The following is a 24,593-nucleotide window of genomic DNA, read 5'->3' as shown; positions in this document are numbered from 1 at the left end:
GTCTAACAAAGATGTTTGAAATTTGTTGTCATGTGAAGGGTTGTGCCTGCCAGCTAATGGGTGTTGGGTCCTATCCATGGAACAGAATTCGCAGAACCAGCCCCTAAGGGGTGTCATTTGGATGTTGATCACCGGCATGTGTTTTGTTGCGGTGACGGCACTGGTTAAATTCCTCGGGGATCGCCTACCAGCTGCCGAGATGGCGTTTCTGCGATACTTGCTCGGCTTGGTGTTCCTACTTCCTATGCTTGGATCGATGCGTCGCACCCATGTCAGCGCGCGTATGTGGGGGCTGTTTGCTGCCCGTGGTGTGGTCCATTCCGGTGCCGTGATCCTGTGGTTCTTTGCCATGACCCAAATCCCGTTGGCCGAGGTCACGGCGATGAATTACCTGTCGCCAGTCTATGTGACCCTAGGGGCCGCCCTGTTTCTGGGTGAGCGCCTGGCGCTGCGTCGGGTTGGCGCGATCTTGGCTGCTTTGATTGGTGCCCTGATCATCCTGCGCCCCGGATTTCGTGAGGTATCGCCGGGGCACATCGCAATGCTGTTTACCGCCATGGCCTTTGGCGCCTCATATCTGCTGGCAAAGTTTACTGTTGATGGCACCAATCCGACCGTTGTTGTGGCGATGTTGTCGATCTGGGTGACGGTGGGGCTGACCCCATTTGCGGTGGTAGTCTGGGTCACGCCAACATTGATTGAGCTGGCTATTTTGTTTGGTGTCGCCTGTTTTGCTACAGGGGGCCACTACGCGATGACCATGGCCTTTGCCTCAGCGCCTATGACGGTCACGCAACCGGTGACCTTCCTGCAGCTGGTCTGGGCCACTGCGCTTGGCGCGCTGGTCTTTGCCGAGCCGGTGGACATCTGGGTGGTCTGCGGTGGCGGAGTTATTCTGGCCGCGGTGAGCTTTATCACTTGGCGGGAATCTGTTCTGAAACGACGCGCTATCACGCCGACGGATACAGCCGTAAAAGTCTGACCGCAGGACGTTACGACAGAACCAGATCCACAACACGGCGGGCGGCTAACCTGGCTTGCTCTGCATCTAATTGGTCTTCGGCCAACGCAGCCTGCAACCAGGCGCCATCCATATAGTTTTGCAGGGCCTGGCGGGCTGTCTCTACGCCATCAGCAGGCAAAAGACGTCGCAGCTCGGCGCGAAAGTGGCTGCGCACACGGGATCGGTTGACCCGGTGCAAGCGCGCCAAATGCGGTGAGTAGGGGGCGCTGGCCCAGAACTGCATCCAGATGCTGCATTGCTCAACTGTGAACAATTGGTCCGAAAAATTGGCATCCATCACCACATACAACCGGTCAGTTGGCGTAGACGCCTTGCTATAGCCAGCAATCATCGCCGCCCGAAGTTTGCACAACAGGTGGCGCATTGTCGCTTCCATCAGGCCTTCTTTGGACCCGAAGTAATAGTTGATAGAGGCTGCAGATGCTCCGGCTTCGCGGGCAATATCTGCCATGGTCACAACGCCGTAACCGTGCCGATGCACTGCCACAATAGTGGCCTCTATCAGCTCTTCGTTGCGGATGTCTCGGATGCGTTTCCTGCTCATGCTGCATAATTGCGTCAGTTGTACAGCGGGTGCAACAACTCATCTTGCCGTGTTTGAAACTTGAATGGTCGTACCAGAAATTGATTGCTCGTTCTGAAATCGGTGTTATGACACTAAGAAACGCCCCAATGGGCAGTTCTGCAGCATAGACACAGCCATGAAAATGCTGGGTTGGCGCATGCGGCCCTAAAAACGGTCACATTGGCTGGCCAATCTATCCCGTCGGAGACACAGAAATTGACTGCAACTGTTCAACCCACTGCCAGCCATTTCATCAATGGCGCCTACATCGAAGATTCATCAGGCACCGAAATTCCAGTGATCTATGCGGCCACGGGCGAGCAGATCGCCACTGTGCACGACGCAACCGCTGACATTATTGAAATGGCGCTGGCCTCGGCCAAGGCTGGGCAAAAGATCTGGGCCGCGATGACCGGGACTGAACGTGGCCGGGTGTTGCGCCGCGCGGCCGACATCATGCGCGACCGCAATCATGAGCTCTCGGTTCTGGAAACCTACGACACTGGCAAGCCAATGTCAGAAACCCTGTATGTGGATGCCACATCAGGGGCCGATGCGCTGGAGTATTTTGGTGGGCTGGCTGGGTCCCTGACCGGCGAGCATATCCCCATGGGGCAGGATTGGGTCTACACAGTGCGTGAACCACTGGGTCTTTGCGTCGGCATTGGCGCCTGGAACTATCCGACGCAGATTGCTTGCTGGAAAGCCGCACCGGCGCTGGCTTGCGGCAATTCAATGGTGTTCAAGCCCTCCGAAGTTACGCCGCTCTGTGCGTTGAAAGTGGCGGAAATCTTTATCGAGGCTGGATTGCCTGCGGGTGTTTTCAACGTCATTCAGGGGCGCGGCGAGGTAGGCGGTGCATTGGTCACAGATCCGCGCGTTGACAAGGTCTCGCTAACCGGATCGGCACCGACAGGTAAAAAGGTCTATGCCGCCGCCGCCGCTGGTATGAAGCATGTCACTATGGAGCTTGGCGGCAAGTCGCCACTGATTATCTTTGACGACGCGGATCTGGAAAACGCCGTCGGCGGTGCCATTCTGGCCAACTTCTATTCCTCGGGGCAGGTTTGTTCGAACGGCACTCGGGTGTTCGTGCAGTCAGGAATCAAAGAAGCATTCCTGGCGCGTCTCGCCGAACGGCTGGACACTGCGGTGATTGGTGACCCGATGGATGGGGCAACGACATTTGGCCCGATGGTCAGTGAAAACCAACTGGATATCGCGCTCAGCTATATTGCCAAGGGTAAGGATGAAGGCGCCCGTGTGGTCTATGGTGGCAATGCACTGGATCGCGAAGGGTGGTACATCCAACCCACCGTGTTTGCCGACGTCAACGATGGCATGGTCATCGCCCGCGAAGAGATCTTTGGCCCGGTAATGGCGGTGCTGGATTTTGACGACGAGGACGATGTCATCGCCCGTGCCAACGATACCGAATTCGGTTTGGCAGCCGGTGTTTTCACCAGTGATCTAAGTCGTGCGCACCGGGTTATTGGTGCGATGGAGGCGGGCAGCTGCTTTATCAATTCGTACAATGACGCACCGGTTGAGGCGCCATTTGGTGGCGTCAAGGCATCAGGCGTAGGGCGCGAGAATTCGAAAGAGGCGATCAAGCACTATAGCCAGGTCAAGTCGGTTTATGTGCGAATGGGCGACGTTGAGGCGCCGTTCTGATCCCCCCTTTGGGCAACGCCCACCCACCCGCCCCGTCGCCCAAAGGGGCGACCAGAACGGCAAGGGGCTGTCCCCTTGCTTGGATGACCCGCGGAAAGATCGAGGCAAAATGAGATGAATGCAGATTATGTAATCGTAGGGGCCGGATCGGCCGGGTGTGCCTTGGCCTATCGGCTGAGCGAGGCAGGGCATCAGGTGCAGGTGATCGAACATGGTGGAACCGATGCCGGGCCGCTGATCCAGATGCCCGCCGCGCTGAGCTATCCGATGAACATGAGCCTCTATGACTGGGGCTATAAATCGCAACCCGAACCGCATCTGGGTGGCCGTCAGCTGGTTACACCACGTGGCAAAGTGGTTGGCGGTTCGTCCTCAATCAATGGAATGGTCTATGTGCGCGGGCACGCTGGTGACTTTGACCACTGGGCCGAAAGCGGGGCGCAGGGGTGGGGCTATGCCGACGTGCTGCCCTATTTCAAACGGATGGAGACCTGGCACGGTAATGGTCAGGGTGGCGATGCAGATTGGCGCGGCGATGATGGCCCACTGCACATCTCTCGTGGTCCCCGCAATAACCCGCTGCACAGCGCCTTTGTCGAGGCAGGCCGTCAGGCGGGCTATCCAGTTACCGACGACTACAATGGACACCAGCAAGAGGGCTTTGGCCCGATGGAGCAGACCGTTTACAAGGGCCGTCGCTGGTCAGCGGCCAACGCCTACATGCGTCCCGCACTGCAGCGCGAAAACTGTTCCCTGACCCGTGCCTTTGTACGCCGTGTGGTGATCGAAGAAGGCCGGGCTGTCGGCGTTGAGGTTGAGAAGGGTGGCAAGATCGAAGTGATCCGCGCCAACCGCGAGGTGATTGTCTCGGCCAGCTCGCTGAACTCTCCCAAAATCCTGATGCTGTCGGGGATTGGTCCGGCCCAACATCTTGCAGAACACGGAATTGACATGGTGGCAGATCGCCCCGGCGTCGGGCAAAACCTGCAGGACCATTTGGAGCTGTACCTGCAGATGGCCTGTTCACAGCCGATTACCCTGTTTAAGCACTGGAACCTGTTCAGCAAGGCGATGATTGGTGCGCAGTGGCTGTTCACCAAGACAGGGCTAGGAGCGTCGAACCAGTTCGAATCCGCCGCCTTTATCCGCTCACACAAAGGTATCGACTACCCGGATATCCAGTACCATTTCCTACCGATGGCAGTGCGCTACGATGGTCAGGCCGCTGCTGAGGGCCACGGGTTCCAGGCCCATGTTGGCCCGATGCGCTCACCCTCGCGCGGGGCGGTAACTCTGGCCAGCGCAGACCCCAAAGACGCGCCGAACATTCAGTTCAATTACATGTCCACCGAACAGGACTGGGTGGATTTCCGCAAATGCATTCGCCTGACCCGTGAAATCTTTGGCCAAGAGGCGTTCAAGCCATTTGTCAAACACGAGATCCAGCCGGGCATAGATTTGCAGAGTGACGATGAGCTGGACAGTTTCATCCGAGAGCACGCCGAAAGCGCGTTCCATCCCTGCGGAACCTGCCGCATGGGGGCAGCTGATGATATAACCTCGGTTGTGGATCCAGAATGCCGGGTTATTGGCGTTGATGGGCTGCGGGTAGCCGACAGTTCTATCTTCCCGAGGATCACCAATGGCAACCTGAATGGTCCCTCGATCATGACAGGGGAAAAGGCGGCTGACCACATTCTGAACCGCCAGTTGCCGGCCTCTAACGCAGAGCCGTGGTACCACCCTGATTGGCAGCAGTCGCAGCGCTAATCCTGAATGCTGAAATCGCGAGGTGACCGTCACGTTTTTGGCAGTTTCCCCGTCGATTTTCCATCGTCCTCAATTTTGTTTGATCCCGGTCAAAGTGGGCGGCCAGCCGGTGGTCTAGCCTGATGTCGAGCCGAAAATAAGGAGCGAGCGGATGAAAAATACACCCCATGAACTGGCCGAAGAATTCCCGGATAAAGTATCCGTAATCAGTGCGTTAAAGCAGTCTGATGCGCACTTCGCCAAGTTGGCGGATGAGTATCACGAGGTGAACCGCGCCGTGCATCGGGCTGAAACCAAGGTAGAGCCTGTTGCCGATCTGGCAGAGGTGGATCTGCGCAAAACACGTGCAGCCCTGAAGGATGAGATCTGGGGCATTTTATCAAAGGCATAACCGCTGACAGCGGCAGGGCATTTTCAACTTAGAAAATAGGCCGGAAAATTCGATTTTCGGCTATTCCAGCACTCTCCTTAGCTTATTTCATAGGGTAATACGCTGCGCGTGTTGGTGTTGATGGTCAGTCGCCGCTCTAGCGGTGGGACTGATCGTTGGTGGCACTGTTGGCGTTCGCAAATACGGCAGGAAATTCCAATCGGCTCGTATGCGCTTTCGTTGCTAACGCCCATGTTGTCCGCATAGACAATTTTGTCGGCATGACGCACCTCGCACCCTAGTGCGATGGCATAGCGCTGTACCGGAGACCCAAACGAACCACCGGGCTTGGACACATCCAGTGCCAGCGAAATATACCGGACGCCATCTGGCGTTTCGGCCAACTGCCGCAGAAAACGTCCCGGCGTTTCAAAGGCACGGTGCACATTCCACAGTGGGCAGGCACCTCCAAAACGGGCAAATTGTAGCCGCGTGGCCGAGTGGCGTTTGGTAATCGTTCCTGCCTGATCCACCCGGACAAAAAAGAACGGAATTCCCTTGGCACCTGGGCGTTGCAGGGTCGACAGCCGGTGCGCGACCTGTTCGATCGAGGCGCCAAAGTGTGTGGCGAGAAGCTCAAGATCGTGGCGGTATTCCTGTGCTGCGGTCAAAAATCGACCATAGGGCATTAGTGCTGCCCCGGCGAAATAGTTGGCCAGACCAATCTTGGCGATCGCACGGGCCTCGTCGCTGTTGAAGCGGGCAAAATCCAACGTAGCCTCTAGCAGATCGTTCTGGCGCAACAGGGCAATCTGCAGCAGCATCTGGAAAACCTGAGTTTGCGGGGCAGCCCGGTTTGACAGGTGTAAAATTCGGCTGCTGCTGTCGTAGTGACGCAGAGTGTCAATTTTGCTGACCACCACGGAAATTCCCAGGTTCTTGAGTACCGCGTTTGCGGCCTTTCGGCTGTCGCCATCGCTGGTGAAATGTTCGGCGGCCCGGTCCACTGCGTCAATGTAGTTGTCGCAGTAGTGAAAAAAGTCGCGCACCTCTTCCCAGGGGCTAGCCTGAACACGCGAATCCTCGCGCCCCAATGCTTCATCCAGCGAGGCTAGCCGCTCATGGGTCTGGCGGTATGCCCGGTGCAGCCCCAGAAATGCGCGGGCAAGGGCAGGGGCGTTGGATGCAGTCAGTCGTAAATCCGCCAGCGGCGGCGCGTCATCACCAAACACCGGATCCGCCAGCGCCTCACGCATATCACTGACCAGCCTCTCGCTATCGCCTGAGCTTAGCTCGGTTACATCCAAACCAAACTCTTGCGCCAAGGCCAGCACCACAGTTGTGCTAACCGGGCGATTGTTATTTTCCATCTGGTTCAGATAGGGCAGGGAAACCCCCAGCTTGGCGGCAAATTCCTTTTGCGTCAGCGTCAGCCGGATCCGCATTTCACGCAGCTTGGCGCCAGCATATAGTTTTTGAGGGGCCATTAAGAAGGTGCCTTTGCAAATCTAAGTTCCGTGAACTGTAGAATTGCAAAGTCGAGCCCGCAAGTGGCAGGGCGTCGCAGCAGTCGCTTGTTATTGAACAGCCAGCTGCCTTTCGCGGGAAATGACCATCATGATTGAAGTAATCCCGAGTACTGCAGTGACAAGCATGATCACCAGCAGTGGCACCGCTGTTGAACCCGCCCCCAATACCCAACCGGCAAAGGCGCTGAGTGCGGCACCAAGGCCCAGCATCAATGCGCCGCTTAATCCCGAGGCGGTTCCCGCCAGATGTGGACGGACCGACAATGCGCCAGCGGTTGAATTGGGGATCGCCATGCCATTGCCAACGCCGACAAAAGTCATGAAGCCAAAGAAGGTATAAACGGTATCAAGGTCGGCAAAAGCCATCGCCAGCGACAATGCGACGCCAATCCCGTTGATCCAGCAGCCCCAGAACACCATGCGATTGATACCGATCCGCATCGAATAGCGGCCCGAGAGGAAGTTCCCGGCAAAGTACCCTACGGCAGGGGCCGAGAAGTAGAGGCCCAGTTGTGCCGTGCTCAACCCATAGATCTCGGTGCCGACAAACGGCGCGCCGCCGAGGTAGGCAAAGAACGAGCCTGACGACAACCCAGACGCCAGCGAGTAGCCCCAAAAACGGGGGGAGCGTAGCAACTCAGGGTATTCCCGGAACTGCGCCACCAGCGTCTTGCCGCTTTTGTGGGCGGTTTCGCCAAAGTCGAAATAGGTGAATGCCAGAATGACAAGGCCCATGCCGAACAGGAGCCAGAAGTTAGCCGTCCAGCCGAATGCCTGATCCAACGCGCCGCCTATGGCTGGCCCTATCATTGGGACAACTGCCATGCCCATGGTGACATAGCCGATCATGCTAGCGGCTTGGTCTGCGTCGTACAAATCCCGAACCGCAGCGCGGCTTAGCACCATCGCCACTGCAACAACGGCCTGGGCCATGCGAAACAGCAAAAAGATCTCCGCCGTCGGCGCCATGATGCAGCCGAGTGTTGCCAGCAGGAAAAAGACGATCCCGGCCAAGATGACAGGCCGACGCCCCACTTTGTCAGAGATCGGCCCGACGATAATCTGCACCACTGCGTTGACGGCCAGATACAGCGCCACCGACAGCTGCATCAGGCGATAGTCGACATCAAAGTACACTGCCATGCCCGGTAGCGAGGGCAGAAACACATTCATGCCTAGCGCTGAAATGCCTGCCAGCAGGATCAGCGTTGAGATATGAGGTGGGCTGGTGCGTTTAAAAAACTGGCGCGAAGAACTCTGCATGTGATCTGGCTTAGGTCACAAGGGCACTGTTGTCCATTGCTCTGCGTGATAAAACCTAAGTATGCCTATTAGCATATTTGCAGTTTGCTGTCGCCTTCTTGTAGTAACTTTGCAAATTTGCGATAATTGCCTTGGGTCCATCGAAAACGCAATATATGGTCGCGCTAAATCATTAGAGGACACGGGCCATGAAAGATATCCTTGCTGAGTTGGAAAACCGCCGTCAGGACGCGCGGTTGGGCGGCGGGCAACGCCGCATCGACGCACAGCACGGTCGTGGCAAGCTGACCGCACGCGAGCGTATCGAGTTGCTGTTGGACGAAGATAGTTTTGAAGAGTTTGACATGTTTGTCGCCCACCGCTGCACTGACTTTGGAATGGAAGCGCAGCGCCCAGCCGGGGACGGTGTCGTCACCGGCTGGGGTACTATCAATGGCCGAATGGTTTATGTGTACTCTCAGGACTTCACTGTCTTCGGTGGCTCGCTGTCTGAAACCCATGCGCAAAAGATCTGCAAGATCATGGATATGGCGATGCAGAATGGCGCGCCGGTCATTGGCATCAACGATTCCGGCGGAGCCCGCATCCAGGAAGGCGTCGCCTCACTGGCCGGTTATGCCGAGGTATTCCAGCGCAACGTGATGGCCTCGGGTGTGGTGCCGCAGATCTCTGTCATCATGGGCCCATGTGCCGGCGGCGCGGTGTATTCCCCTGCCATGACTGACTTTATCTTCATGGTCAAAGACACCTCCTACATGTTTGTCACTGGCCCTGATGTGGTGAAAACCGTGACCAACGAAACGGTCACAGCCGAGGAGCTGGGCGGTGCGTCTACCCATACCAAGAAGTCCAGCGTTGCCGATGGCGCGTTTGAGAACGACGTCGAGGCGCTGGCCGAGGTCCGCCGTCTTGTCGACTTCCTGCCGCTCAACAACAAAGAAAAACCCCCGGTACGTCCCTTCTTTGACGAACCCGGCCGGATCGAAGACAGCCTTGATACCCTGATCCCCGACAACCCCAACACGCCCTACGACATGAAAGAGCTGATCCACAAACTGGCGGACGAGGGTGATTTCTATGAAATCCAAGAGGATTTTGCCAAGAACATCCTGACCGGGTTCATCCGTCTAGAAGGTCAAACTGTGGGCGTGGTTGCCAACCAACCTATGGTGCTGGCCGGCTGTCTCGATATCGACAGTTCACGCAAGGCAGCACGTTTTGTCCGCTTCTGCGATTGTTTTGAAATCCCAATCCTGACACTGGTCGATGTTCCCGGCTTCCTGCCCGGCACCTCGCAAGAATACGGTGGTGTCATTAAACACGGCGCTAAGCTGCTGTTTGCCTATGGCGAAGCAACCGTGCCAAAGGTGACCGTGATCACCCGCAAGGCCTATGGCGGCGCCTACGACGTGATGTCGTCTAAACACCTGCGCGGTGATTTCAACTATGCTTGGCCCACGGCCGAGATCGCAGTAATGGGCGCCAAGGGCGCTACCGAAATCATCCACCGCGCTGACCTGAAAGACGCCGAAAAGATCGCCCAACACACGGCTGACTACGAAGACCGCTTTGCCAATCCCTTTGTCGCGGCTGAACGTGGCTTTATCGACGAAGTGATCCAGCCCAAGTCTACCCGCCGTCGCGTCAGCCGCGCCTTTGCCTCGCTCCGCGGCAAGTCGCTAAAGAACCCGTGGAAGAAACACGATAATATTCCACTTTAACCGTGGTTTCTTTTTGCTGAAATACTCCCGCCGGAGGCATGAATACTCTTTGGCGGGACCTGGCCTTAAAACAATTGACATGTGCAGTAGTTTCACACCATGATCCGCTCCAACCGACATAGAACAGCGCGCGCCAATGGCGCAGCGCCAGCAGCTTCGGCCGGAGGAGCCCATTTGTTTGGGGGTCGAAGCTGCGGATGTCTGTTTACCTTGATACTGCAAACCACGCCTTTGGCTGCTGATGAGCCATTTCCGGTGCCGTCTGGGCAGGCTGTCACTTTGACCGAGGTGCTGCTGGACGAGGCCCCGGGCGAGCTCTGGGCGCGGTTCCGTTTTATCGCACCGGCGATCACCCATGATTCTGGCAGCATCAGCTATGACCAGGCCGGGCCGGACATGGACCATCTATGTGATGAACTGGCGATGCCTTACCTAACTTATCATCAGATAGCACCGGCTCGGGTGGTGATTTCTCTGATGGACCGCCCTGTTGAGTTTGGGGCGCAAGATCCAGCCGCCACCCAGTTCTTTGAAACGTATCGCCCCGATGATACGCGCTGCATCTGGGAGGAGTTCTGATGTCTCCTCAATATCTTGCGATACCAGGCATATCTCGGCGGATTGCTGCGGCTTTGCGGCCACATGCCTTAGCCTTGCCTCGATTTGGATGTAATCTGGCTAAATTGTCGGCTATCATTTACGCGAGCTGCAATTTCGCAGCTCTTTATATGAGGTCGAAACCGGTCGCGGCATACCGTAAAGCCGGTTTCAATTTTTCACACAGGAGACAGAAATGTCCAAGAGCATCAAACTGTTCGCTTTGGCTGGCCTGCTGGCTGCCGTTGCTGCTTGCTCGCAGCAAGAAGAAGAATTTGTCGTGGTTGAGCCTATTTCGGAAGAGCCAGTCTACACCGGCAAGTACAAATAACAAAAATTGGGGCCCGGCCCTGCGGTCGGTCCCCAAATCTCCGCGCAGCGCCGGGCGAAAGGCGCTACCATGTTAAAACACCGCGGATTCCCCGGCCGATTGCCGGGCACAGATTTCCAATTCACAATTCGACGCCCGAACCCCAAAGGGGTCACGGCGATATCACGACGCGAACGGTACCATGACCGACGCCCGGCAGACCGCCGCGCGGATGCTGGGTTTATCAAAGCCCTGTGGGTACAGTTTGGCGATCAGCCCTTTGAACGCGGCAATCTTGATGCTGGCCGCATCAGCTGGCTGTTCGAGCGTGAGGTGATCCCTGCCGAAGACCCCTTTGATCCGGAAAGCTATGAGGCGTTGCTGGTCCTTGACCTGCGCGTCTGCCAACTGTCGTTTCCGGACGTGTTTGGGGAGTGATCGGGATGGGGCTGCAGACCACTCCGCGCCGTCACCTTGGTGATCTGACACCCCTATTTGCCGGGCCCATTATGCCCGGCACCGAAATACAAACAATTCGCCCAGCTGTGCAGCCTGCGCAGATCTGTGCTGTTTCGACATCCAGAAGACAAAGGACTGCCCATGTTTAACAAGATCCTGATCGCCAACCGGGGCGAGATTGCCTGCCGCGTTATCAAATCCGCGCGCAAGATGGGTATCCAGACCGTTGCCATCTATTCGGATGCCGACCGCAACGCATTGCATGTGGAAATGGCAGACGAGGCGGTTCATATCGGCCCACCCCCGGCCAACCAATCCTATATCGTCATCGACAAGGTGATGGACGCCATCCGCCAGACCGGCGCGCAGGCCGTGCATCCAGGCTATGGCTTCCTGTCGGAAAACTCCAAATTCGCCAGCGCGCTGGCAGCCGAAGGTGTCGCTTTTGTCGGCCCTCCTGTTGGTGCGATTGAAAAGATGGGGGACAAGATCACCTCCAAGAAAATCGCCCAAGAGGCTGGTGTTTCCACGGTTCCCGGCCACATGGGCCTGATCGAGGACGCCGACGAGGCGGTAAAGATCTCGAACGAAATCGGCTATCCTGTGATGCTCAAGGCTTCAGCCGGTGGTGGCGGCAAGGGCATGCGGATTGCCTGGAACGATGAGGAGGCTCGCGAGGGTTTCCAATCGTCCAAGAACGAAGCCGCCAATTCCTTTGGCGATGACCGGATTTTCATTGAAAAATTCGTCACCCAACCGCGTCACATCGAGATTCAGGTTCTATGTGACAGCCACGGCAACGGCATTTATCTGGGCGAGCGTGAATGCTCGATCCAGCGCCGTCAGCAGAAAGTTGTCGAAGAAGCACCAAGCCCCTTCCTGGACGAAGCCACCCGCAGGGCAATGGGCGAACAGGCCGTCGCACTGGCGCAGGCGGTGGACTACACATCTGCCGGGACTGTGGAGTTCATCGTTGATGGCGACAAAAACTTCTACTTCCTGGAAATGAATACCCGCCTGCAGGTGGAACACCCGGTGACCGAGCTGATCACAGGCGTTGATCTGGTCGAACAGATGATCCGCGTCGCCAACGGTGAAGAACTGACCATCAAACAGGAAGATGTGAAACTGAACGGCTGGGCCATTGAAAACCGTCTCTATGCCGAAGATCCATATCGGGGCTTTCTGCCGTCCATAGGTCGACTGACCCGCTATCGTCCACCAGCCGAGGTGGTCGAAGAGGGCCATATCGTGCGCAATGACACCGGCGTTTTTGAAGGCGGCGAGATCTCGATGTATTACGACCCGATGATCGCCAAGCTCTGTACCTGGGCGCCAACCCGTGCCGAGGCTATCGAGGCCATGCGCAACGCGCTGGACGGGTTTGAGGTCGAAGGTATCGGACACAACCTGCCGTTCCTGTCGGCGGTGATGGATCACCCGATCTTTATGGCCGGTGAAATGACGACTGCGTTCATCGAAGAGCAGTATCCCGACGGGTTCGAAGGCGTTGAGCTGCCCGCCGACGCGCTGCGCAAGATTGCTGCCGCCTGTGCCGCCATGCACCGTGTCGCCGAAATCCGCCGCACCCGCGTGTCGGGCCGTATGGACAACCATGAACGCCGGATTGGCGTTGATTGGGTGGTCTCGCTGCAGGGTGAAGACTATGCGATGACCATCGATGCCGATCGTGACGGATCCACCATTGAATTTGCTGATGGTACCCACAAACGCGTCACCAGTGATTGGACCCCGGGTAATCAATTGGCTGAGCTTGAGGTCGACGGCGAAACACTGGTGCTGAAGGTTGGCAAGATTCCCGGCGGCTTCCGCATCCGCTCACGCGGGGCTGACATGAAGGTGCACGTACGTACTCCACGTCAGGCGGAACTAGCCAAGCTGATGCCTGAAAAGGTGGCGCCGGATACATCAAAACTGTTGCTGTGCCCAATGCCCGGTCTGATCGTCAATGTTGCGGTACAGGTCGGCGACGAGGTCCAAGAGGGGCAGGCCCTGTGCACTGTCGAGGCGATGAAGATGGAAAACATCCTGAAGGCCGAGAAAAAGGGCACTGTTTCCAAGATCAACGCCGCGGCTGGTGACAGCCTTGCGGTGGACGAAGTGATCATGGAGTTCGAATAAAACAATGGCCCCAGCCCGCCGGATAGCGTTGACGACAGCTTGTCTCCTTGCTGCTTTGGTAGCAGGGATCGCTGGAGTGATCCTGCTTAGCTGGTTGGTGCCGCACTTTTTATATCGTATCTTTTTTACGGGTCACTATTTTGTTTTCTTAGCAACATGTGGAGGGCTTACAGCCGCCGCTCCTACATTTTTCACAGCCTGTATGATTGTGCTGGGGCGCAACCTGAACTGGAAAATATTAATAGCGATCTATGCTGTACTAGTTCTAGCAAGCGAACCGGTCCTGTCTTGGCTGCATAAATCACTAAACTTCGGCGAAGGTCTTCTGGTTTTGTCATGGGTGGCGACAGTGCTGGGAAGCGGTCTAGCGCTTCTATACTTCGCGCCCATTGCCCTAAAGGAGGGCAGCAATGTCCAAACTGTATAAGCGTATCAGCCTCTTGCCCGCTATTGTCGGTCTGGCACTGACCGCTCTGGCAGGCTGTGCCATGGATAGCGAAGACGAAGTGCGCGCGCGGGTTGGCGACTGGGTCAGCCTCGGCGATACCACCTATTTCAAATCCACGATGGACTGCACTGCCGGTGTGTTCAAAGTTGATGGCGTTCGGGTAACGTCACTGATCTCCAAGGCCCGCTCAATCGCGACCGGCATGACCTTGTTGAAAGAAGGCGATGCAGTGGCTTTTGATGTCAAAGGCCTGTCGCCGAACGCGGTGTCAGAACAGATCATGACCAGAGACCTTCCACAGGGCATTGGTGTGTTGTCGTCGGGCATTGCGGGCAAGAACTGCATGACTGATCAGATTAAAGAGGCCTATTTGCGGGCCCTGCTGGATCCCGACTCGGTTCTGATGTTTGATCCAGACGGCAACGTTATGGCGGTGCTGGATCGCAGGAATTCGAAAATTTATTACGCGCGGGGAACGGTGTGATGGCTCAGCTGCCGCGCCGTTCCTCTACCTCGCGCAGGCGCGATGGGAACTTGTCGATAGTGCGGCTTAGCTCACGCACGGTCCAGGGTGACGGTTTGCGCAGCTTCACTCCTCCGTCCTTGCCAACCAGAACAAGCATAAACCCCCGTGGCCGCAATTTCTGCCGCAACATCGAGTTGGCAGCAGGATCAGTATCGACCAGAACCACCACATCGCGATCAAACAGCGCCTCAGCGCCTTGCGACAGCCGCTCGATTTGTTCATGGAACCGTGGATCATCCGGGCTGTCTGCAAAAACCACGACCGGGCGGTTCTTCCATAGATACTCACTAAGGTCGCTGTCATTGGGTTGGATCAATGCCGGAGCCCCAGTTTCGCCGGTGGCGTCCTGTGCGATCAAAGGTGCTGGAAGAAATGCTGCCAGAACAAGGGCTAGGAATGGTTTCATAATATCTCCTGTTCCTATGAATATATGCACGTTTGCGCGGAATGCGATGGGGGAAATGACCTCAGACCCTAAAAAACCTCTTATTGTTAAGCGGTCTGTCAGGGGTTGCGGGGTATGATCTTGCAGTTTCCTACAAACCGGCCGCCGCGTGTGGCTGGTGTCCCAAGATCAGGCAAGTCAATGAACGTGTTTTTGCATATCGGCGCACATCGCTGCGCCACTACCAGCTTTCAAGAATATATGCGCCTGAACACGGACGAACTGAATACCCGAAAAATCGGGTTCTGGGGGCCACGACGCACCCGTAGTGGGCTATTCAACGGTATCGTGCCGGGGCCTAGGGCTTCGACCGGTCGAAATCCACAACGCCGTGCCGTCGGGCGGGTGCAAATGCACCTGTCGGGCAGCATTGCAAGCGGGATGGATCACCTGATTGTCAGTGATGAAAACATGATGGGCACCCTGCGCAACAATCTGCGTAAGGGGGGATTATACAACGGGGCAGGCGAGCGCATGGCTCGGTTTGCTCAGGCTTTTGATGGCCAGATCAGTGATGTGATGGTCAATATTCGCAGCCTTGAGAGCTATTGGGCCTCGGCCCTGGGCGATAACGTGGCGCGTGGCAACCTGATCCCCAGCGCCGAGATGCTGCAACGTCTGGCGGTTAGTCAGCGCAGCTGGCGTGACGTGCTGACTGATGTGGCCTGCGCCATCCCCGGTGCGCGCATCTGGGCGATGCCGTTTGAAACCTATGGTGGCCGCCCCGAGGTTCAGTTGGGCGCGATGTTCGACCAAAAAATGCCCCGCACTCATTCCCGCATTCGCCTGAACGCCACACCGCATCTGGGGGATTTGCGTCGCCAGTTGCCGATGTCAGTTGCCGATGACCTGCCCAAGGGCGAAGGGCGCTGGCAACCCTTTAATACGGCCCAGATCGCGGCCCTTCGTGAGACCTATGTCGATGATCTGATGTGGTTGGCGGCAGGTGGCGACGGGCTGGTCCAATTGAAACAAGATCCAGAAAAATCAGGGCAGGGCATGAACCCGGCCCGCACTGACCTGACAAGAGGAAATCCCAATGACGACCAAACAGACCGAGTGGCGGGCGCTGGCTGAAAAAGAGCTGCGCGGACGTCCTGTTGACGATCTGAACTGGCAAACTCTCGAAGGGATCGAGGTTAAGCCGCTTTATACTGAAGACGACACCGCAGAGCTGCCTCACATGGGCTCTGTGCCCGGAGTAGGCCCTTTCACCCGTGGGGTGAAGGCGACAATGTACGCAGGCCGCCCCTGGACCATCCGGCAATATGCCGGGTTCTCTACCGCCGAAGAATCCAACGCTTTTTACCGCCGCAACCTGGCCGCCGGTCAGCAAGGCGTTTCAGTTGCGTTTGACCTTGCGACGCACCGTGGCTACGACAGTGACCACCCCCGCGTGGTGGGCGATGTGGGCAAGGCTGGCGTGGCCATTGACAGCGTCGAGGACATGAAGATTCTGTTCGACGGCATCCCGCTGGATAAGGTCTCAGTCTCGATGACCATGAACGGTGCGGTAATCCCGATTCTGGCCAGTTTCATCGTCGCAGGCGTGGAACAGGGCCACGACAAGGCGCTGCTGGCGGGCACCATTCAGAACGACATTCTGAAAGAGTTCATGGTCCGCAACACCTATATCTATCCGCCTGAACCCTCGATGCGGATCATCTCGGACATTATCGAATACACCTCGAACGAGATGCCCAAGTTCAACTCGATTTCGATATCCGGCTACCATATGCAAGAGGCCGGGGCGAACCTTGTACAGGAACTCGCCTATACCTTGGCCGATGGCCGCGAATACGTGCGCGCCGCGATTGAGGCCGGCATGGATGTCGACAAGTTCGCCGGTCGTCTGTCCTTCTTCTTTGCTATTGGCATGAACTTCTTCATGGAGGCCGCTAAACTGCGCGCCGCGCGTCTGCTGTGGCACCGCATCATGACCGAATTCGGCGCAAAATCCGAACGCTCCAAAATGCTGCGCACCCACTGCCAGACATCCGGTGTCAGCTTGCAGGAACAGGACCCCTATAACAACGTGGTCCGCACCGCATACGAGGCGATGGCGGCAGCCCTTGGCGGCACCCAGTCGCTACACACCAACGCGCTGGACGAGGCGATTGCCCTGCCCACCGATTTCTCGGCCCGGATTGCCCGCAACACCCAGCTGATCCTGCAAGAGGAAACCGGTATCACCAATGTGGTCGATCCGCTGGCGGGTTCCTATTACGTCGAAAGCCTGACTGCTGAGCTGGCCGACAAGGCTTGGGAGTTGATCCAGGAAGTCGAGGAAATGGGCGGCATGACCGAGGCCGTGGCCAGTGGTATGCCAAAACTGCGCATCGAGGAAAGTGCCGCCCGCCGTCAGGCCATGGTCGATCGCGGCGACGAGGTGGTTGTTGGCGTCAACAAGTACAAACTGGATGAGCAAGACCCAATCGACATTCTAGATGTCGATAACGTTGCAGTACGTGAAAGCCAGGTGGCACGTCTGGAGCAGATCCGCGGAACTCGTGACGAAGCTGCCTGCCAGGCCGCGCTGGATGCGTTGACCGCTTGTGCCAAGGAAGGCGGCAACCTGTTAACCGCCGCTGTCGAGGCCGCCCGCGCGCGGGCCACAGTTGGAGAGATCAGCATGGCGATGGAAAAAGAATTCGGACGTCACCGTGCCGAGGTGAAAACTCTGGCGGGTGTCTACGGCGCAGCATACGAAGGCGACGAAGGCTTTGCGGCCATTCAGAAAGACATCGAAGACTTTGCTGAGGAAGAGGGCCGCCGCCCACGCCTCCTTGTGGTCAAGATGGGGCAAGACGGTCACGACCGTGGCGCCAAGGTCATTGCCACCGCGTTTGCCGATATTGGTTTCGATGTGGATGTAGGTCCACTGTTTCAAACCCCGGCCGAGGCCGCACAGGATGCGGTAGACAATGACGTGCATGTCATCGGCATCTCGTCACAGGCCGCGGGTCACAAGACGCTTGCTCCACAACTGGTTCAGGCGCTCAAGGATCAGGGCGCCGAAGATATCCTGGTCATCTGCGGCGGCGTGATCCCGCAGCAGGATTATGACTTCCTGTACGAAAACGGCGTCAAAGCGATCTTTGGCCCCGGGACCAACATCCCCGAAGCTGCCCAGAACATTCTGCAACTGATCCGGGACGCTCGTACTTAAACCGGCAAAGTCAGGGCTCCCGCGCCTGCAGGTGCCCTTGCCCTATGGGCAATGTCCCCTTGGCAGCCTTGGGCCTAGCAGGCCGCCCCATTGGGGCGGCCTGCTGCATCGCGCCAATGCGCGATGCCATGCCCAACGGGCGCTGATGTGTCTGTGACATATCCTACGCCGGGCGGGAGACCTGCCAGTGCATCAAATTGCTCAGGCGGTTGTGTTTTCCTTGCTTGCAGTGGGCTTAGATGGATGGAATAGTTCAGCTATGTTGCAGAGAAAACGAGCAAAAATCCTGATTGGCATGGTTCTTGGCGCGCTTTGGGGCGTTGTACTAGTTGGTGGACCACAATGGTTGGGGGTCAAGTACATCCCAACCCCGGTGGCCTTGCCCTTTGCCTTTGTTGCGCCCGGCCTGTTCCTCGCTGCGGTGATAGGCTTTCTGGCACAACGGCGATTCTTTGATGATAATATCATTGATGGAGAGCCCTTTGCGATTGGATCACCGAATGAAATTGCCCAACGAGTATTGACCAACTCGGTTGAACAACTGGTTCTGGCACTGGCCATCTGGCCGCTTGCTGCCGTTTCACTTGGGGGCGCTGTGGCGATATCGCTGGGGTTGGGGTTTGCCGCCATGCGCGTGCTGTTCTGGATTGGCTACTTGGTGTCACCGCCGATGCGTGCGCTGGGGTTTGCAGGGACGTTCTACCCAACACTGGTGGCTGCGATCTGGTCGATTTGGGTTTGGGTGTAGAATAGCTTTCCCAGTCAGGCGAGTTTCAGCATCATCAATGGTAGCACTCGTCCCGCAATAGACCCGGATAGCACCTGTCCAATAACTGTCAGGCCCATTGCAGTGTAAAAAGGAACCGCCGCTGGTTCCGACGCTAGGGTGATGGATTTCAGTCCAAGGCTCTGTGCCTTCTCCACAATTTCCTGCCACATGATCCGGCCAATTCCCTGCCGCTTGTAAGCTGGATCAATAAAGAAGGACGACACCTCGGCAGTGTCTTTGCCTTGCTCAACATCCAGCCCAATAACTGCACAGACATGCATCGTTTCAGCAACCCAATAGTGTTTGCGTTCAATGTCTTCTGGGCTAATTGTCAACTCGTCCCGACAGGCCGACATAAAGTCATCATCATAGCCCGCTGACTGTTTCGATCGCAGCGAGATATCGGTCAAAATTTCAGCCTCGCTCGGCTGGGCTCTGCGAATGGTAATGTTCATTATTAGAATTCCAGATCGAAAAATTACTCTGAGTACCTGTGGTCAGTCTTCTTGGGCCAGTACAATCACCATCGCGACTGCCTCGCCGTCAATAGGTCTAGCTCCGTGGCCTTTGCCAGTTGTGTCTTCCATCAATAGCCGGTCACCGGGTTTGAAGACCCGTGTTTCGCCCTTGCTGGTCCAGCCTTCTACCGCGCCCTCTAAAACGACAAAGATTTGCCGTCGTGGTGATGGGTGTGCAGCGTCTTCCCAGTCCTTTGGAAAGCGAAACCAATACATCTGACTGGTCGCAGTGGGTTCAGACATGTCTACCGCGGGTGCGGGCGGGGCGTATTGCACCGACGCCATATCAATCTCTATGTCTTCAAAATGGCTTTCTCCGGTGCTGTCGGCAAATAGTCGGGTGATTTTGATCGGGCCTGGCATGGAGCTCCTAACGGGGTTGTGTCTGGCCATGCAACATCAAGCCGCGACGGTGGGAGTGTCAAGCGCTGCATTATTAAGCAACCAAACGGGGCTGAACAGTCCAACCGTCATTGATCTTTGTTTGGTCTTGTTCCTATCCAAGACGCGGATAAGGTGGCACCAGCAACAGGAGCATGCGATGGAATTGGATCATCTGGCGGTAGCAGGCGAAAGCCTGGAGGCGGCAAAGGCCCATGTAGAGGACGCACTGGGTGTGCCCATGCAGATGGGCGGCCAGCATGCGATGTTTGGCACTCACAATTACCTGTTGGGCCTAGCAGATGGTCTGTACCTAGAGGCAATTGCAATTGATCCCGACGCCAAGCCGCAACGGACCCCACGCTGGTTTGATCTGGACAGGTTTGCAGGCGCACCCCGTATCAGCAACTGGATCTGCCGCTGTTCTGATATGGCAGAAGATCTGGCGCAGCTCCCTGACGGAGTAGGGGAGCCAGTGGCGCTGACCCGTGGGGATCTGCGCTGGGACATGGCAGTGCCCGCCGATGGTATCTTGCCCTATGACAATAGTTTTCCGGCTTTGATCGAGTGGCACAGCGACCATCCAGCCCCCTTGTTGACGCAACAGGGCTGCGAATTGAAATATCTGATCGTTTCACATCCAAAGGCGGCCGCTTTACGGGCTGTTTTGCCTCTGCACGATGACCGGGTGCTTTATGAGCCAGGTGAGATTGGCTTTGAAGCTACGTTTGAGACCCCCAATGGTCGGCGAGTACTGACGTGATCATACGCGCCGCCACATCTGCAGACGCCGAGGCCATCTGCGAGATTGTGAATTGGGTCATCCGTGACACATTGATTACCTTTGCAAGTACCCCAAAAACGCCTGCTCAGATACATGAAACCATTGCCGAAAAAGGCGACGACTATCTGGTGGCCGAAGTGGACGGCCAAGTGGTGGGGCATGCTTACTATGGTGATTTCCGGTCCGGCTCTGGCTATCGCTTCACTGCTGAACACACCATCCACCTGTCCCCCGCAGCTCATGGGCGCGGTATTGGTCGGGCGCTGTATCTGGCCTTGGAACAGCGGGCGGTGCGGGCTGGATTGCATGTATTGGTGGCTGGGGTCAGCAGTGCCAATCCGGGTGGTGTTGGGTTCCATGCGGCCTTGGGCTTTGCCGAAGTAGGCCGACTGCCAGAGGTTGGCCATAAGAACGGCCAGTGGTTGGATACTATTCTGATGCAGAAAATTGTGTCGCAGGGGGGAAATCCACACCCTGACAACGTCACCGAACACGAGTAGGCTGAACCCATGTCACTGTGGACCCGCATATCTGACGCTCTGGCAGCACTGGCCAAGGGAGAAGGCCTGTCACAGGTCTTTGAGCATCTGCGCCAAGCGCCGGAAAAGTCTGTCGGTTTTGCCATTGCTGTGATCGCACTGGGGGCCAAGATGGCCAAGGCGGATGGGCAAGTCACCAAAGATGAGGTGATGGCGTTCCGCGAGGTATTTCAGATCGCTCAGAATGACGAGGCAGGTGCGGCGCGGGTGTTCAACATGGCGCGCACCGATGTGGCGGGCTACCGCGAATATGCACGCCAGATTCAGGCGATGTTTGCAGGCGACCAGACGACCCTTAGTGACCTGATGGAGGGGCTGTTTCACATCGCCATGGCCGATGGGTTCTATCACCCCAATGAAAACGAGTTTCTGCGTGAGGTGTCGCAGATCTTTGGCCTCGACATCACACAGTTCCGGGCTTTGCGGGCGCGATTTGTTCCCGATGCAAAACAGGATCCATTTACGATACTAGGCGTTCACCCGGATATGCCACGCGATGAAATCCGCAAGCATTGGCGGCAATTGGTGCGCGAAACCCACCCGGATGCAATGATCGCCCGCGGTGTCCCGGAAGAGGCGGTTCGATTGGCTGAAAAGCGGATGATCGACATCAACCGCGCCTGGGACGAGATCAACGGATGTGCGAAATATGCGGCTCGTCAGTTATAACGTCGAATGGTTTGCTAACCTGTTCGATGAACAGGACCATTTCATCCTAGATCAACAGCCCTCGGGGCGGCATGGGATTGACCGCTATACACAGGGCCATGCTCTGGCGCATGTGTTTCAGATGCTTGATGCTGATGCGGTGATGGTGATCGAAGCACCGAATTCCGGGAAATCTCAGGGCACCGTCAGGGCGTTAGAGCATTTTGCAGAAAGAGTGGGGATCAGAGCGCGATCAGTTGTCATGGGGTTTGCCAATGAAACCCAGCAGGAAATCGCGCTGATGTATGATCCGGACGTGCTACAGGCGCATCATGATCCTCTGCAAAACGAGGACGCTCCGCGTTTTGACGATGTACTCAAACTGGATTTGGACATTGATGCCAAGATGGACCACGTGCGGTTTTCCAAACCTCCGCTGGAACTGGCTGTGACCACCACCAACGGAAGGACGCTACGGCTGATTGGTGCGCACCTGAAATCCAAGGCCCCGCATGGCGCCCACAACAGGGATGCAGTGATACGGATCTCCATTGCCAACCGGCGCAAACAACTGGCGCAGGCGATCTGGCTGCGCCGACGGGTAGAACATCATCTGCGCGAGGGGCAGGATCTGATCGTCATGGGTGACCTGAATGATGGACCGGGGCTGGATGAATATGAACGGCTGTTTGGCCGATCCTCAGTTGAAATTATTATGGGCAGCGAAATGCACGATCCTTTTGCGAGCCATCTTTTACAACCGCGTACGGCAGATATGCCCAGCACATCGCGGTTTTATAACGCGACGACAAAACGCTATTTTCGGGCGCTACTTGACTATGTCATGGTGTCACCCGATCTGATGCAGCACGCGCCCAGCTGGCGTATCTGGCACCCGTTTGAGGACGCAAGATGTTACGCTGATGTAGAACTACGCGAGGCACTATTGGCGGCCTCCGATCATTTCCCGGTCAGTTTGGATATCGACCTGACCTAAAACAATTGTGCAGAGGGACTATATTAACACCATGAAACACATTGTCTTACCGCTGACTTTCGCCGCGCTGATCGCCACTCCCACCTTTGCTCAGGAAGCAGATCAGGGGCCCAGCCTGATGGAACAGGGCTTGGAACTGTTCTTTGAAGGGCTACGAGATGAAATGGCCCCGGCATTGGATGACCTGCAGCAGCTGGCCGACGAAATTGGGCCCGCCATGCATGGGTTTATGCTCGAAATGGGACCAGCCTTGGCCAAGATCGCGGCCGAGGTTGATGATTGGAGTAGCTATGAGATGCCCGAAGTCCTGCCCAACGGCGACATCATCATCCGCAAGAAACCCACTGAAGCCGAACAGGAAATGCCAAAGGCTGATGGCCAGACAGACATATAGGGTCAGTCTTTGACAACCACCGTCACTGTCGCATCCAGTGATTGGACAAGCGATTGAAGACGGGCCTTGGCCACTTCACTGAACAGCGGTTCAACAGACTTGGGCAGGGTCAGGCGTAGCTGTTTCTTGCGCGGTTGCCATTTCAACACGCCGATGTCTCCGTCGTTTGAAACCATCAACATGGCCCCAAAACGCATGGCTTTACCCAAGATCTCAGCCTGATTTTGACCTTTTTCGTCTAGCAGTTTGAACAGCTGCTTGTACTGTGATCCCTGACGTTTGTTGCGATATCGGTGCAACAAGGCAAGGCCTAGAAAAATACGCTCAGAGTGTTTCAGCCCGCCCAGATTGGCACGGGTGGCATTGTCAAAACAAACCTCGGCCCGATAGTCGGGATGGGCGCGCCAGCTGACGTCGTGCAACAGACACGCAGCCTTGATTAAACGTTTGGTCGAATCCGGGCCGGATTTGAACAGTGGCGAAACAAATTGATAGAGCGTTTTGCCAAATCCAGGCATGCGCGCGTCCTTGGCCTCGGCAAAGCGGCAGGATTCAATCAGCGGATCGCGATTACGCAACCGTTGCGGCATTTGCTCGTACAACAGCCCTTCGCGGATACCATAGCTCGACACTGCAATGTCGCGGGGTTTGAATGTGCGCACCAGCCTTGTCAGTACATCTACCGCATAGGGCACCAATGACATCCTCGCCAACGACAACCCACAAGCCTGACGAAGCTCTTCGATGTCGTTCTTTTCGATGTATTTCAATGTGTCACGGACGCTTTGTGCCGTCATTCGGTATTCGTGCAGAACCTTCAAAGGATAGCCGCGACGTTCCATATCGATGCGCGCAATCGCGCGCCAGCTGCCGCCGACCAGAAACAGGCGATCCTGTTGTGGGCCCATTTGATTGCTCAAGTCGGTGATGACCTGTTTGATGTGCGCCTTGCGCCCCTTCCGCCCACCCGGCAGTTCCCGCAGTTTTAGTGGTCCAAGTGAAGAGGTGACACGTTTGCCAACCCGACCATCCTGCAGCTCGGCCAGTTCCATTGACGAACCACCGATGTCACAGACAAGGCCATAGGAACCGGGCCAGCCCAGCAAAACGCCTTGTGTCGACAGGCGGGCCTCTTCGCGACCGTCAATGACCCAGATCTTCAACCCGGTTTCGCGCAGCACTTCGGCACAGAAATCCGGCCCATCGCTGGCATCGCGCACCGCTGCCGTGGCCACTACGCTCAGCGGCGGCAGGCCCATTCCAGTGGCCAGCTTTTGAAACCGGTGCAGCGCGGCCAGCGCGCGTTTGCGGCCTTTGGGATTCAGGACACCGGACTCGGACAGACCAGCACCAAGGGCACACATGATTTTTTCGTTGTAAAAATAGGCGGGACTACGCGCCGCACCGTCAAACACCACCAGTCGAACGGAGTTCGACCCCACATCGACGACACCAACCCGAGACAAGGCGCGCGCACCCGGATCTTCAAACAGTGGCCGCTCAAACGGGCCCCACTCAGCCGTGGCAGGTTCGGGTTTCACGTTCATTTTG

At 56.7% G+C, this 24,593-nt stretch carries 26 protein-coding genes; 18 read left to right on the top strand and 8 right to left on the bottom strand.

Annotation, left to right across the window (positions count from 1 at the left end):
* Positions 1-76 precede the first annotated feature (76 nt).
* Positions 77-982, top strand: coding sequence for a DMT family transporter (locus DL239_RS03915; protein WP_240931703.1), 906 nt, complete (start codon positions 77-79; stop codon positions 980-982).
* Positions 983-992: 10 nt separating this feature from the next.
* Here DL239_RS03915 and betI read toward each other — a convergent pair whose 3' ends face one another.
* On the bottom strand, positions 993-1,568 hold the full coding sequence (gene betI, locus DL239_RS03910; protein ID WP_167682508.1) for a choline-binding transcriptional repressor BetI: 576 nt from the start codon (positions 1,566-1,568) through the stop codon (positions 993-995).
* 237 nt (positions 1,569-1,805) lie between these two features.
* On the opposite strand from betI, the gene betB reads away from it, so the two are divergent.
* The 3 genes from betB to DL239_RS03895 all read left to right on the top strand — a co-directional run bounded on the left by betB (position 1,806) and on the right by DL239_RS03895 (position 5,424).
* A complete protein-coding gene (betB, locus tag DL239_RS03905; protein WP_167682506.1) occupies positions 1,806-3,263 on the top strand; it encodes a betaine-aldehyde dehydrogenase in 1,458 nt (485 codons plus the stop codon).
* A 114-nt stretch (positions 3,264-3,377) separates the two neighbouring features.
* Positions 3,378-5,033, top strand: a complete 1,656-nt coding sequence (gene betA / locus DL239_RS03900) for a choline dehydrogenase (protein ID WP_167682504.1) — start codon at positions 3,378-3,380, stop codon at positions 5,031-5,033.
* 151 nt (positions 5,034-5,184) lie between these two features.
* Entirely contained in the window at positions 5,185-5,424 is a 240-nt protein-coding gene (locus DL239_RS03895; RefSeq protein ID WP_167682502.1) for an HP1242/YdcH family protein, read from the top strand.
* Positions 5,425-5,501: 77 nt separating this feature from the next.
* Here DL239_RS03895 and DL239_RS03890 read toward each other — a convergent pair whose 3' ends face one another.
* Complete coding sequence (locus tag DL239_RS03890; protein WP_167682500.1) at positions 5,502-6,890, bottom strand: helix-turn-helix domain-containing protein; 1,389 nt, start codon at positions 6,888-6,890, stop codon at positions 5,502-5,504.
* 90 nt (positions 6,891-6,980) lie between these two features.
* Positions 6,981-8,195, bottom strand: a complete 1,215-nt coding sequence (locus DL239_RS03885) for a multidrug effflux MFS transporter (protein ID WP_167682498.1) — start codon at positions 8,193-8,195, stop codon at positions 6,981-6,983.
* 188 nt (positions 8,196-8,383) lie between these two features.
* On the opposite strand from DL239_RS03885, the gene DL239_RS03880 reads away from it, so the two are divergent.
* The 6 genes from DL239_RS03880 (at position 8,384) to DL239_RS03855 (ending at position 14,356) form a co-directional block, all read left to right on the top strand.
* Positions 8,384-9,916 carry an acyl-CoA carboxylase subunit beta gene (locus DL239_RS03880; RefSeq protein ID WP_167682496.1) on the top strand — a complete coding sequence of 511 codons (1,533 nt, stop codon included), beginning with the start codon at positions 8,384-8,386 and terminating at the stop codon, positions 9,914-9,916.
* Positions 9,917-10,015: 99 nt separating this feature from the next.
* Positions 10,016-10,495 carry a DUF6497 family protein gene (locus tag DL239_RS03875; RefSeq protein WP_167682494.1) on the top strand — a complete coding sequence of 160 codons (480 nt, stop codon included), beginning with the start codon at positions 10,016-10,018 and terminating at the stop codon, positions 10,493-10,495.
* A 214-nt stretch (positions 10,496-10,709) separates the two neighbouring features.
* Positions 10,710-10,844, top strand: a complete 135-nt coding sequence (locus DL239_RS21785; RefSeq protein ID WP_255456222.1) for a hypothetical protein — start codon at positions 10,710-10,712, stop codon at positions 10,842-10,844.
* Positions 10,845-10,913: 69 nt separating this feature from the next.
* Positions 10,914-11,261, top strand: coding sequence for a hypothetical protein (locus DL239_RS03870; RefSeq protein ID WP_167682493.1), 348 nt, complete (start codon positions 10,914-10,916; stop codon positions 11,259-11,261).
* A 162-nt stretch (positions 11,262-11,423) separates the two neighbouring features.
* Positions 11,424-13,424 carry an acetyl-CoA carboxylase biotin carboxylase subunit gene (locus tag DL239_RS03865; RefSeq protein WP_167682491.1) on the top strand — a complete coding sequence of 667 codons (2,001 nt, stop codon included), beginning with the start codon at positions 11,424-11,426 and terminating at the stop codon, positions 13,422-13,424.
* Between the two features lie 410 nt (positions 13,425-13,834).
* Positions 13,835-14,356, top strand: coding sequence for a hypothetical protein (locus DL239_RS03855; RefSeq protein ID WP_167682487.1), 522 nt, complete (start codon positions 13,835-13,837; stop codon positions 14,354-14,356).
* 4 nt (positions 14,357-14,360) lie between these two features.
* On the opposite strand, the gene DL239_RS03850 is transcribed toward DL239_RS03855, so the two are convergent.
* Positions 14,361-14,804 carry a DUF4174 domain-containing protein gene (locus DL239_RS03850; protein WP_167682485.1) on the bottom strand — a complete coding sequence of 148 codons (444 nt, stop codon included), beginning with the start codon at positions 14,802-14,804 and terminating at the stop codon, positions 14,361-14,363.
* A 180-nt stretch (positions 14,805-14,984) separates the two neighbouring features.
* Here DL239_RS03850 and DL239_RS03845 point away from each other — a divergent pair, with 180 nt between their 5' ends.
* Both DL239_RS03845 and scpA read left to right on the top strand, forming a co-directional pair.
* Positions 14,985-15,920: a hypothetical protein gene (locus DL239_RS03845; protein WP_167682483.1), complete on the top strand. Its 936-nt coding sequence runs from the start codon at positions 14,985-14,987 to the stop codon at positions 15,918-15,920.
* Complete coding sequence (scpA, locus tag DL239_RS03840; RefSeq protein ID WP_167682481.1) at positions 15,883-18,012, top strand: methylmalonyl-CoA mutase; 2,130 nt, start codon at positions 15,883-15,885, stop codon at positions 18,010-18,012. The genes DL239_RS03845 and scpA overlap by 38 nt, the downstream gene beginning before the upstream one ends.
* Positions 18,013-18,022: 10 nt before the next feature.
* On the opposite strand, the gene DL239_RS03835 is transcribed toward scpA, so the two are convergent.
* Positions 18,023-18,172 carry a hypothetical protein gene (locus tag DL239_RS03835; protein ID WP_167682479.1) on the bottom strand — a complete coding sequence of 50 codons (150 nt, stop codon included), beginning with the start codon at positions 18,170-18,172 and terminating at the stop codon, positions 18,023-18,025.
* A gap of 99 nt (positions 18,173-18,271) precedes the next feature.
* On the opposite strand from DL239_RS03835, the gene DL239_RS03830 reads away from it, so the two are divergent.
* Positions 18,272-18,760 carry an MAPEG family protein gene (locus tag DL239_RS03830; protein WP_167682477.1) on the top strand — a complete coding sequence of 163 codons (489 nt, stop codon included), beginning with the start codon at positions 18,272-18,274 and terminating at the stop codon, positions 18,758-18,760.
* A 14-nt stretch (positions 18,761-18,774) separates the two neighbouring features.
* Here DL239_RS03830 and DL239_RS03825 read toward each other — a convergent pair whose 3' ends face one another.
* Together DL239_RS03825 and DL239_RS03820 are read right to left on the bottom strand one after the other, a co-directional pair.
* Positions 18,775-19,236, bottom strand: coding sequence for a GNAT family N-acetyltransferase (locus tag DL239_RS03825; protein ID WP_167682474.1), 462 nt, complete (start codon positions 19,234-19,236; stop codon positions 18,775-18,777).
* Between the two features lie 42 nt (positions 19,237-19,278).
* A complete protein-coding gene (locus tag DL239_RS03820; RefSeq protein ID WP_167682473.1) occupies positions 19,279-19,662 on the bottom strand; it encodes a cupin domain-containing protein in 384 nt (127 codons plus the stop codon).
* A gap of 178 nt (positions 19,663-19,840) precedes the next feature.
* Between DL239_RS03820 and DL239_RS03815 the strand changes: the two genes are divergently transcribed.
* From DL239_RS03815 to DL239_RS03795, 5 genes are read left to right on the top strand one after another with little or no spacing between them, the layout of a single operon-like run.
* Positions 19,841-20,443: a VOC family protein gene (locus DL239_RS03815; protein ID WP_167682471.1), complete on the top strand. Its 603-nt coding sequence runs from the start codon at positions 19,841-19,843 to the stop codon at positions 20,441-20,443.
* A complete protein-coding gene (locus DL239_RS03810; RefSeq protein WP_167682469.1) occupies positions 20,440-20,964 on the top strand; it encodes a GNAT family N-acetyltransferase in 525 nt (174 codons plus the stop codon). Before DL239_RS03815 ends, DL239_RS03810 begins: the two co-directional genes overlap by 4 nt.
* Positions 20,965-20,973: 9 nt before the next feature.
* A complete protein-coding gene (locus DL239_RS03805; protein WP_167682467.1) occupies positions 20,974-21,672 on the top strand; it encodes a molecular chaperone DjiA in 699 nt (232 codons plus the stop codon).
* Entirely contained in the window at positions 21,653-22,648 is a 996-nt protein-coding gene (locus DL239_RS03800; RefSeq protein ID WP_167682465.1) for an endonuclease/exonuclease/phosphatase family protein, read from the top strand. Before DL239_RS03805 ends, DL239_RS03800 begins: the two co-directional genes overlap by 20 nt.
* A 31-nt stretch (positions 22,649-22,679) precedes the next feature.
* Positions 22,680-23,042 (top strand): hypothetical protein, encoded by a 363-nt coding sequence (locus tag DL239_RS03795; RefSeq protein WP_167682463.1) that lies wholly within the window; start codon positions 22,680-22,682, stop codon positions 23,040-23,042.
* A gap of 2 nt (positions 23,043-23,044) precedes the next feature.
* Here the strand turns inward: DL239_RS03795 and DL239_RS03790 are convergent, their stop codons facing one another.
* Positions 23,045-24,589 (bottom strand): Ppx/GppA family phosphatase, encoded by a 1,545-nt coding sequence (locus tag DL239_RS03790; protein WP_167682461.1) that lies wholly within the window; start codon positions 24,587-24,589, stop codon positions 23,045-23,047.
* Between the last annotated feature and the right edge of the window lie 4 nt (positions 24,590-24,593).

This window comes from Parasedimentitalea denitrificans (assembly GCF_011813015.1).
Lineage (GTDB): Bacteria > Pseudomonadota > Alphaproteobacteria > Rhodobacterales > Rhodobacteraceae > Parasedimentitalea > Parasedimentitalea denitrificans.
The sequence above is the reverse complement of the archived record's forward strand: the minus strand, read 5'-3'. Positions and strand labels throughout refer to the sequence as shown.

Excerpts from the sequence above, each read along its gene's own strand:
- DL239_RS03875 (WP_167682494.1), top strand. The coding sequence starts at position 10,016 with ATGATCCGCTCCAACCGACATAGAACAGCGCGCGCCAATGGCGCAGCG.
- DL239_RS03805 (WP_167682467.1), top strand. The coding sequence starts at position 20,974 with ATGTCACTGTGGACCCGCATATCTGACGCTCTGGCAGCACTGGCCAAG.
- DL239_RS03795 (WP_167682463.1), top strand. The coding sequence starts at position 22,680 with ATGAAACACATTGTCTTACCGCTGACTTTCGCCGCGCTGATCGCCACT.
- DL239_RS03800 (WP_167682465.1), top strand. The coding sequence starts at position 21,653 with ATGCGGCTCGTCAGTTATAACGTCGAATGGTTTGCTAACCTGTTCGAT.
- DL239_RS03815 (WP_167682471.1), top strand. The coding sequence starts at position 19,841 with ATGGAATTGGATCATCTGGCGGTAGCAGGCGAAAGCCTGGAGGCGGCA.
- betA (WP_167682504.1), top strand. The coding sequence starts at position 3,378 with ATGAATGCAGATTATGTAATCGTAGGGGCCGGATCGGCCGGGTGTGCC.
- DL239_RS03820 (WP_167682473.1), bottom strand. The coding sequence starts at position 19,662 with ATGCCAGGCCCGATCAAAATCACCCGACTATTTGCCGACAGCACCGGA.
- DL239_RS03915 (WP_240931703.1), top strand. The coding sequence starts at position 77 with ATGGAACAGAATTCGCAGAACCAGCCCCTAAGGGGTGTCATTTGGATG.
- DL239_RS03790 (WP_167682461.1), bottom strand. The coding sequence starts at position 24,589 with ATGAACGTGAAACCCGAACCTGCCACGGCTGAGTGGGGCCCGTTTGAG.
- DL239_RS21785 (WP_255456222.1), top strand. The coding sequence starts at position 10,710 with ATGTCCAAGAGCATCAAACTGTTCGCTTTGGCTGGCCTGCTGGCTGCC.
- DL239_RS03895 (WP_167682502.1), top strand. The coding sequence starts at position 5,185 with ATGAAAAATACACCCCATGAACTGGCCGAAGAATTCCCGGATAAAGTA.
- DL239_RS03830 (WP_167682477.1), top strand. The coding sequence starts at position 18,272 with ATGTTGCAGAGAAAACGAGCAAAAATCCTGATTGGCATGGTTCTTGGC.
- DL239_RS03865 (WP_167682491.1), top strand. The coding sequence starts at position 11,424 with ATGTTTAACAAGATCCTGATCGCCAACCGGGGCGAGATTGCCTGCCGC.
- DL239_RS03835 (WP_167682479.1), bottom strand. The coding sequence starts at position 18,172 with ATGTCACAGACACATCAGCGCCCGTTGGGCATGGCATCGCGCATTGGC.
- scpA (WP_167682481.1), top strand. The coding sequence starts at position 15,883 with ATGACGACCAAACAGACCGAGTGGCGGGCGCTGGCTGAAAAAGAGCTG.
- DL239_RS03855 (WP_167682487.1), top strand. The coding sequence starts at position 13,835 with ATGTCCAAACTGTATAAGCGTATCAGCCTCTTGCCCGCTATTGTCGGT.
- DL239_RS03880 (WP_167682496.1), top strand. The coding sequence starts at position 8,384 with ATGAAAGATATCCTTGCTGAGTTGGAAAACCGCCGTCAGGACGCGCGG.
- DL239_RS03890 (WP_167682500.1), bottom strand. The coding sequence starts at position 6,890 with ATGGCCCCTCAAAAACTATATGCTGGCGCCAAGCTGCGTGAAATGCGG.
- DL239_RS03845 (WP_167682483.1), top strand. The coding sequence starts at position 14,985 with ATGAACGTGTTTTTGCATATCGGCGCACATCGCTGCGCCACTACCAGC.
- DL239_RS03825 (WP_167682474.1), bottom strand. The coding sequence starts at position 19,236 with ATGAACATTACCATTCGCAGAGCCCAGCCGAGCGAGGCTGAAATTTTG.
- DL239_RS03850 (WP_167682485.1), bottom strand. The coding sequence starts at position 14,804 with ATGAAACCATTCCTAGCCCTTGTTCTGGCAGCATTTCTTCCAGCACCT.
- DL239_RS03885 (WP_167682498.1), bottom strand. The coding sequence starts at position 8,195 with ATGCAGAGTTCTTCGCGCCAGTTTTTTAAACGCACCAGCCCACCTCAT.
- DL239_RS03870 (WP_167682493.1), top strand. The coding sequence starts at position 10,914 with ATGTTAAAACACCGCGGATTCCCCGGCCGATTGCCGGGCACAGATTTC.
- betI (WP_167682508.1), bottom strand. The coding sequence starts at position 1,568 with ATGAGCAGGAAACGCATCCGAGACATCCGCAACGAAGAGCTGATAGAG.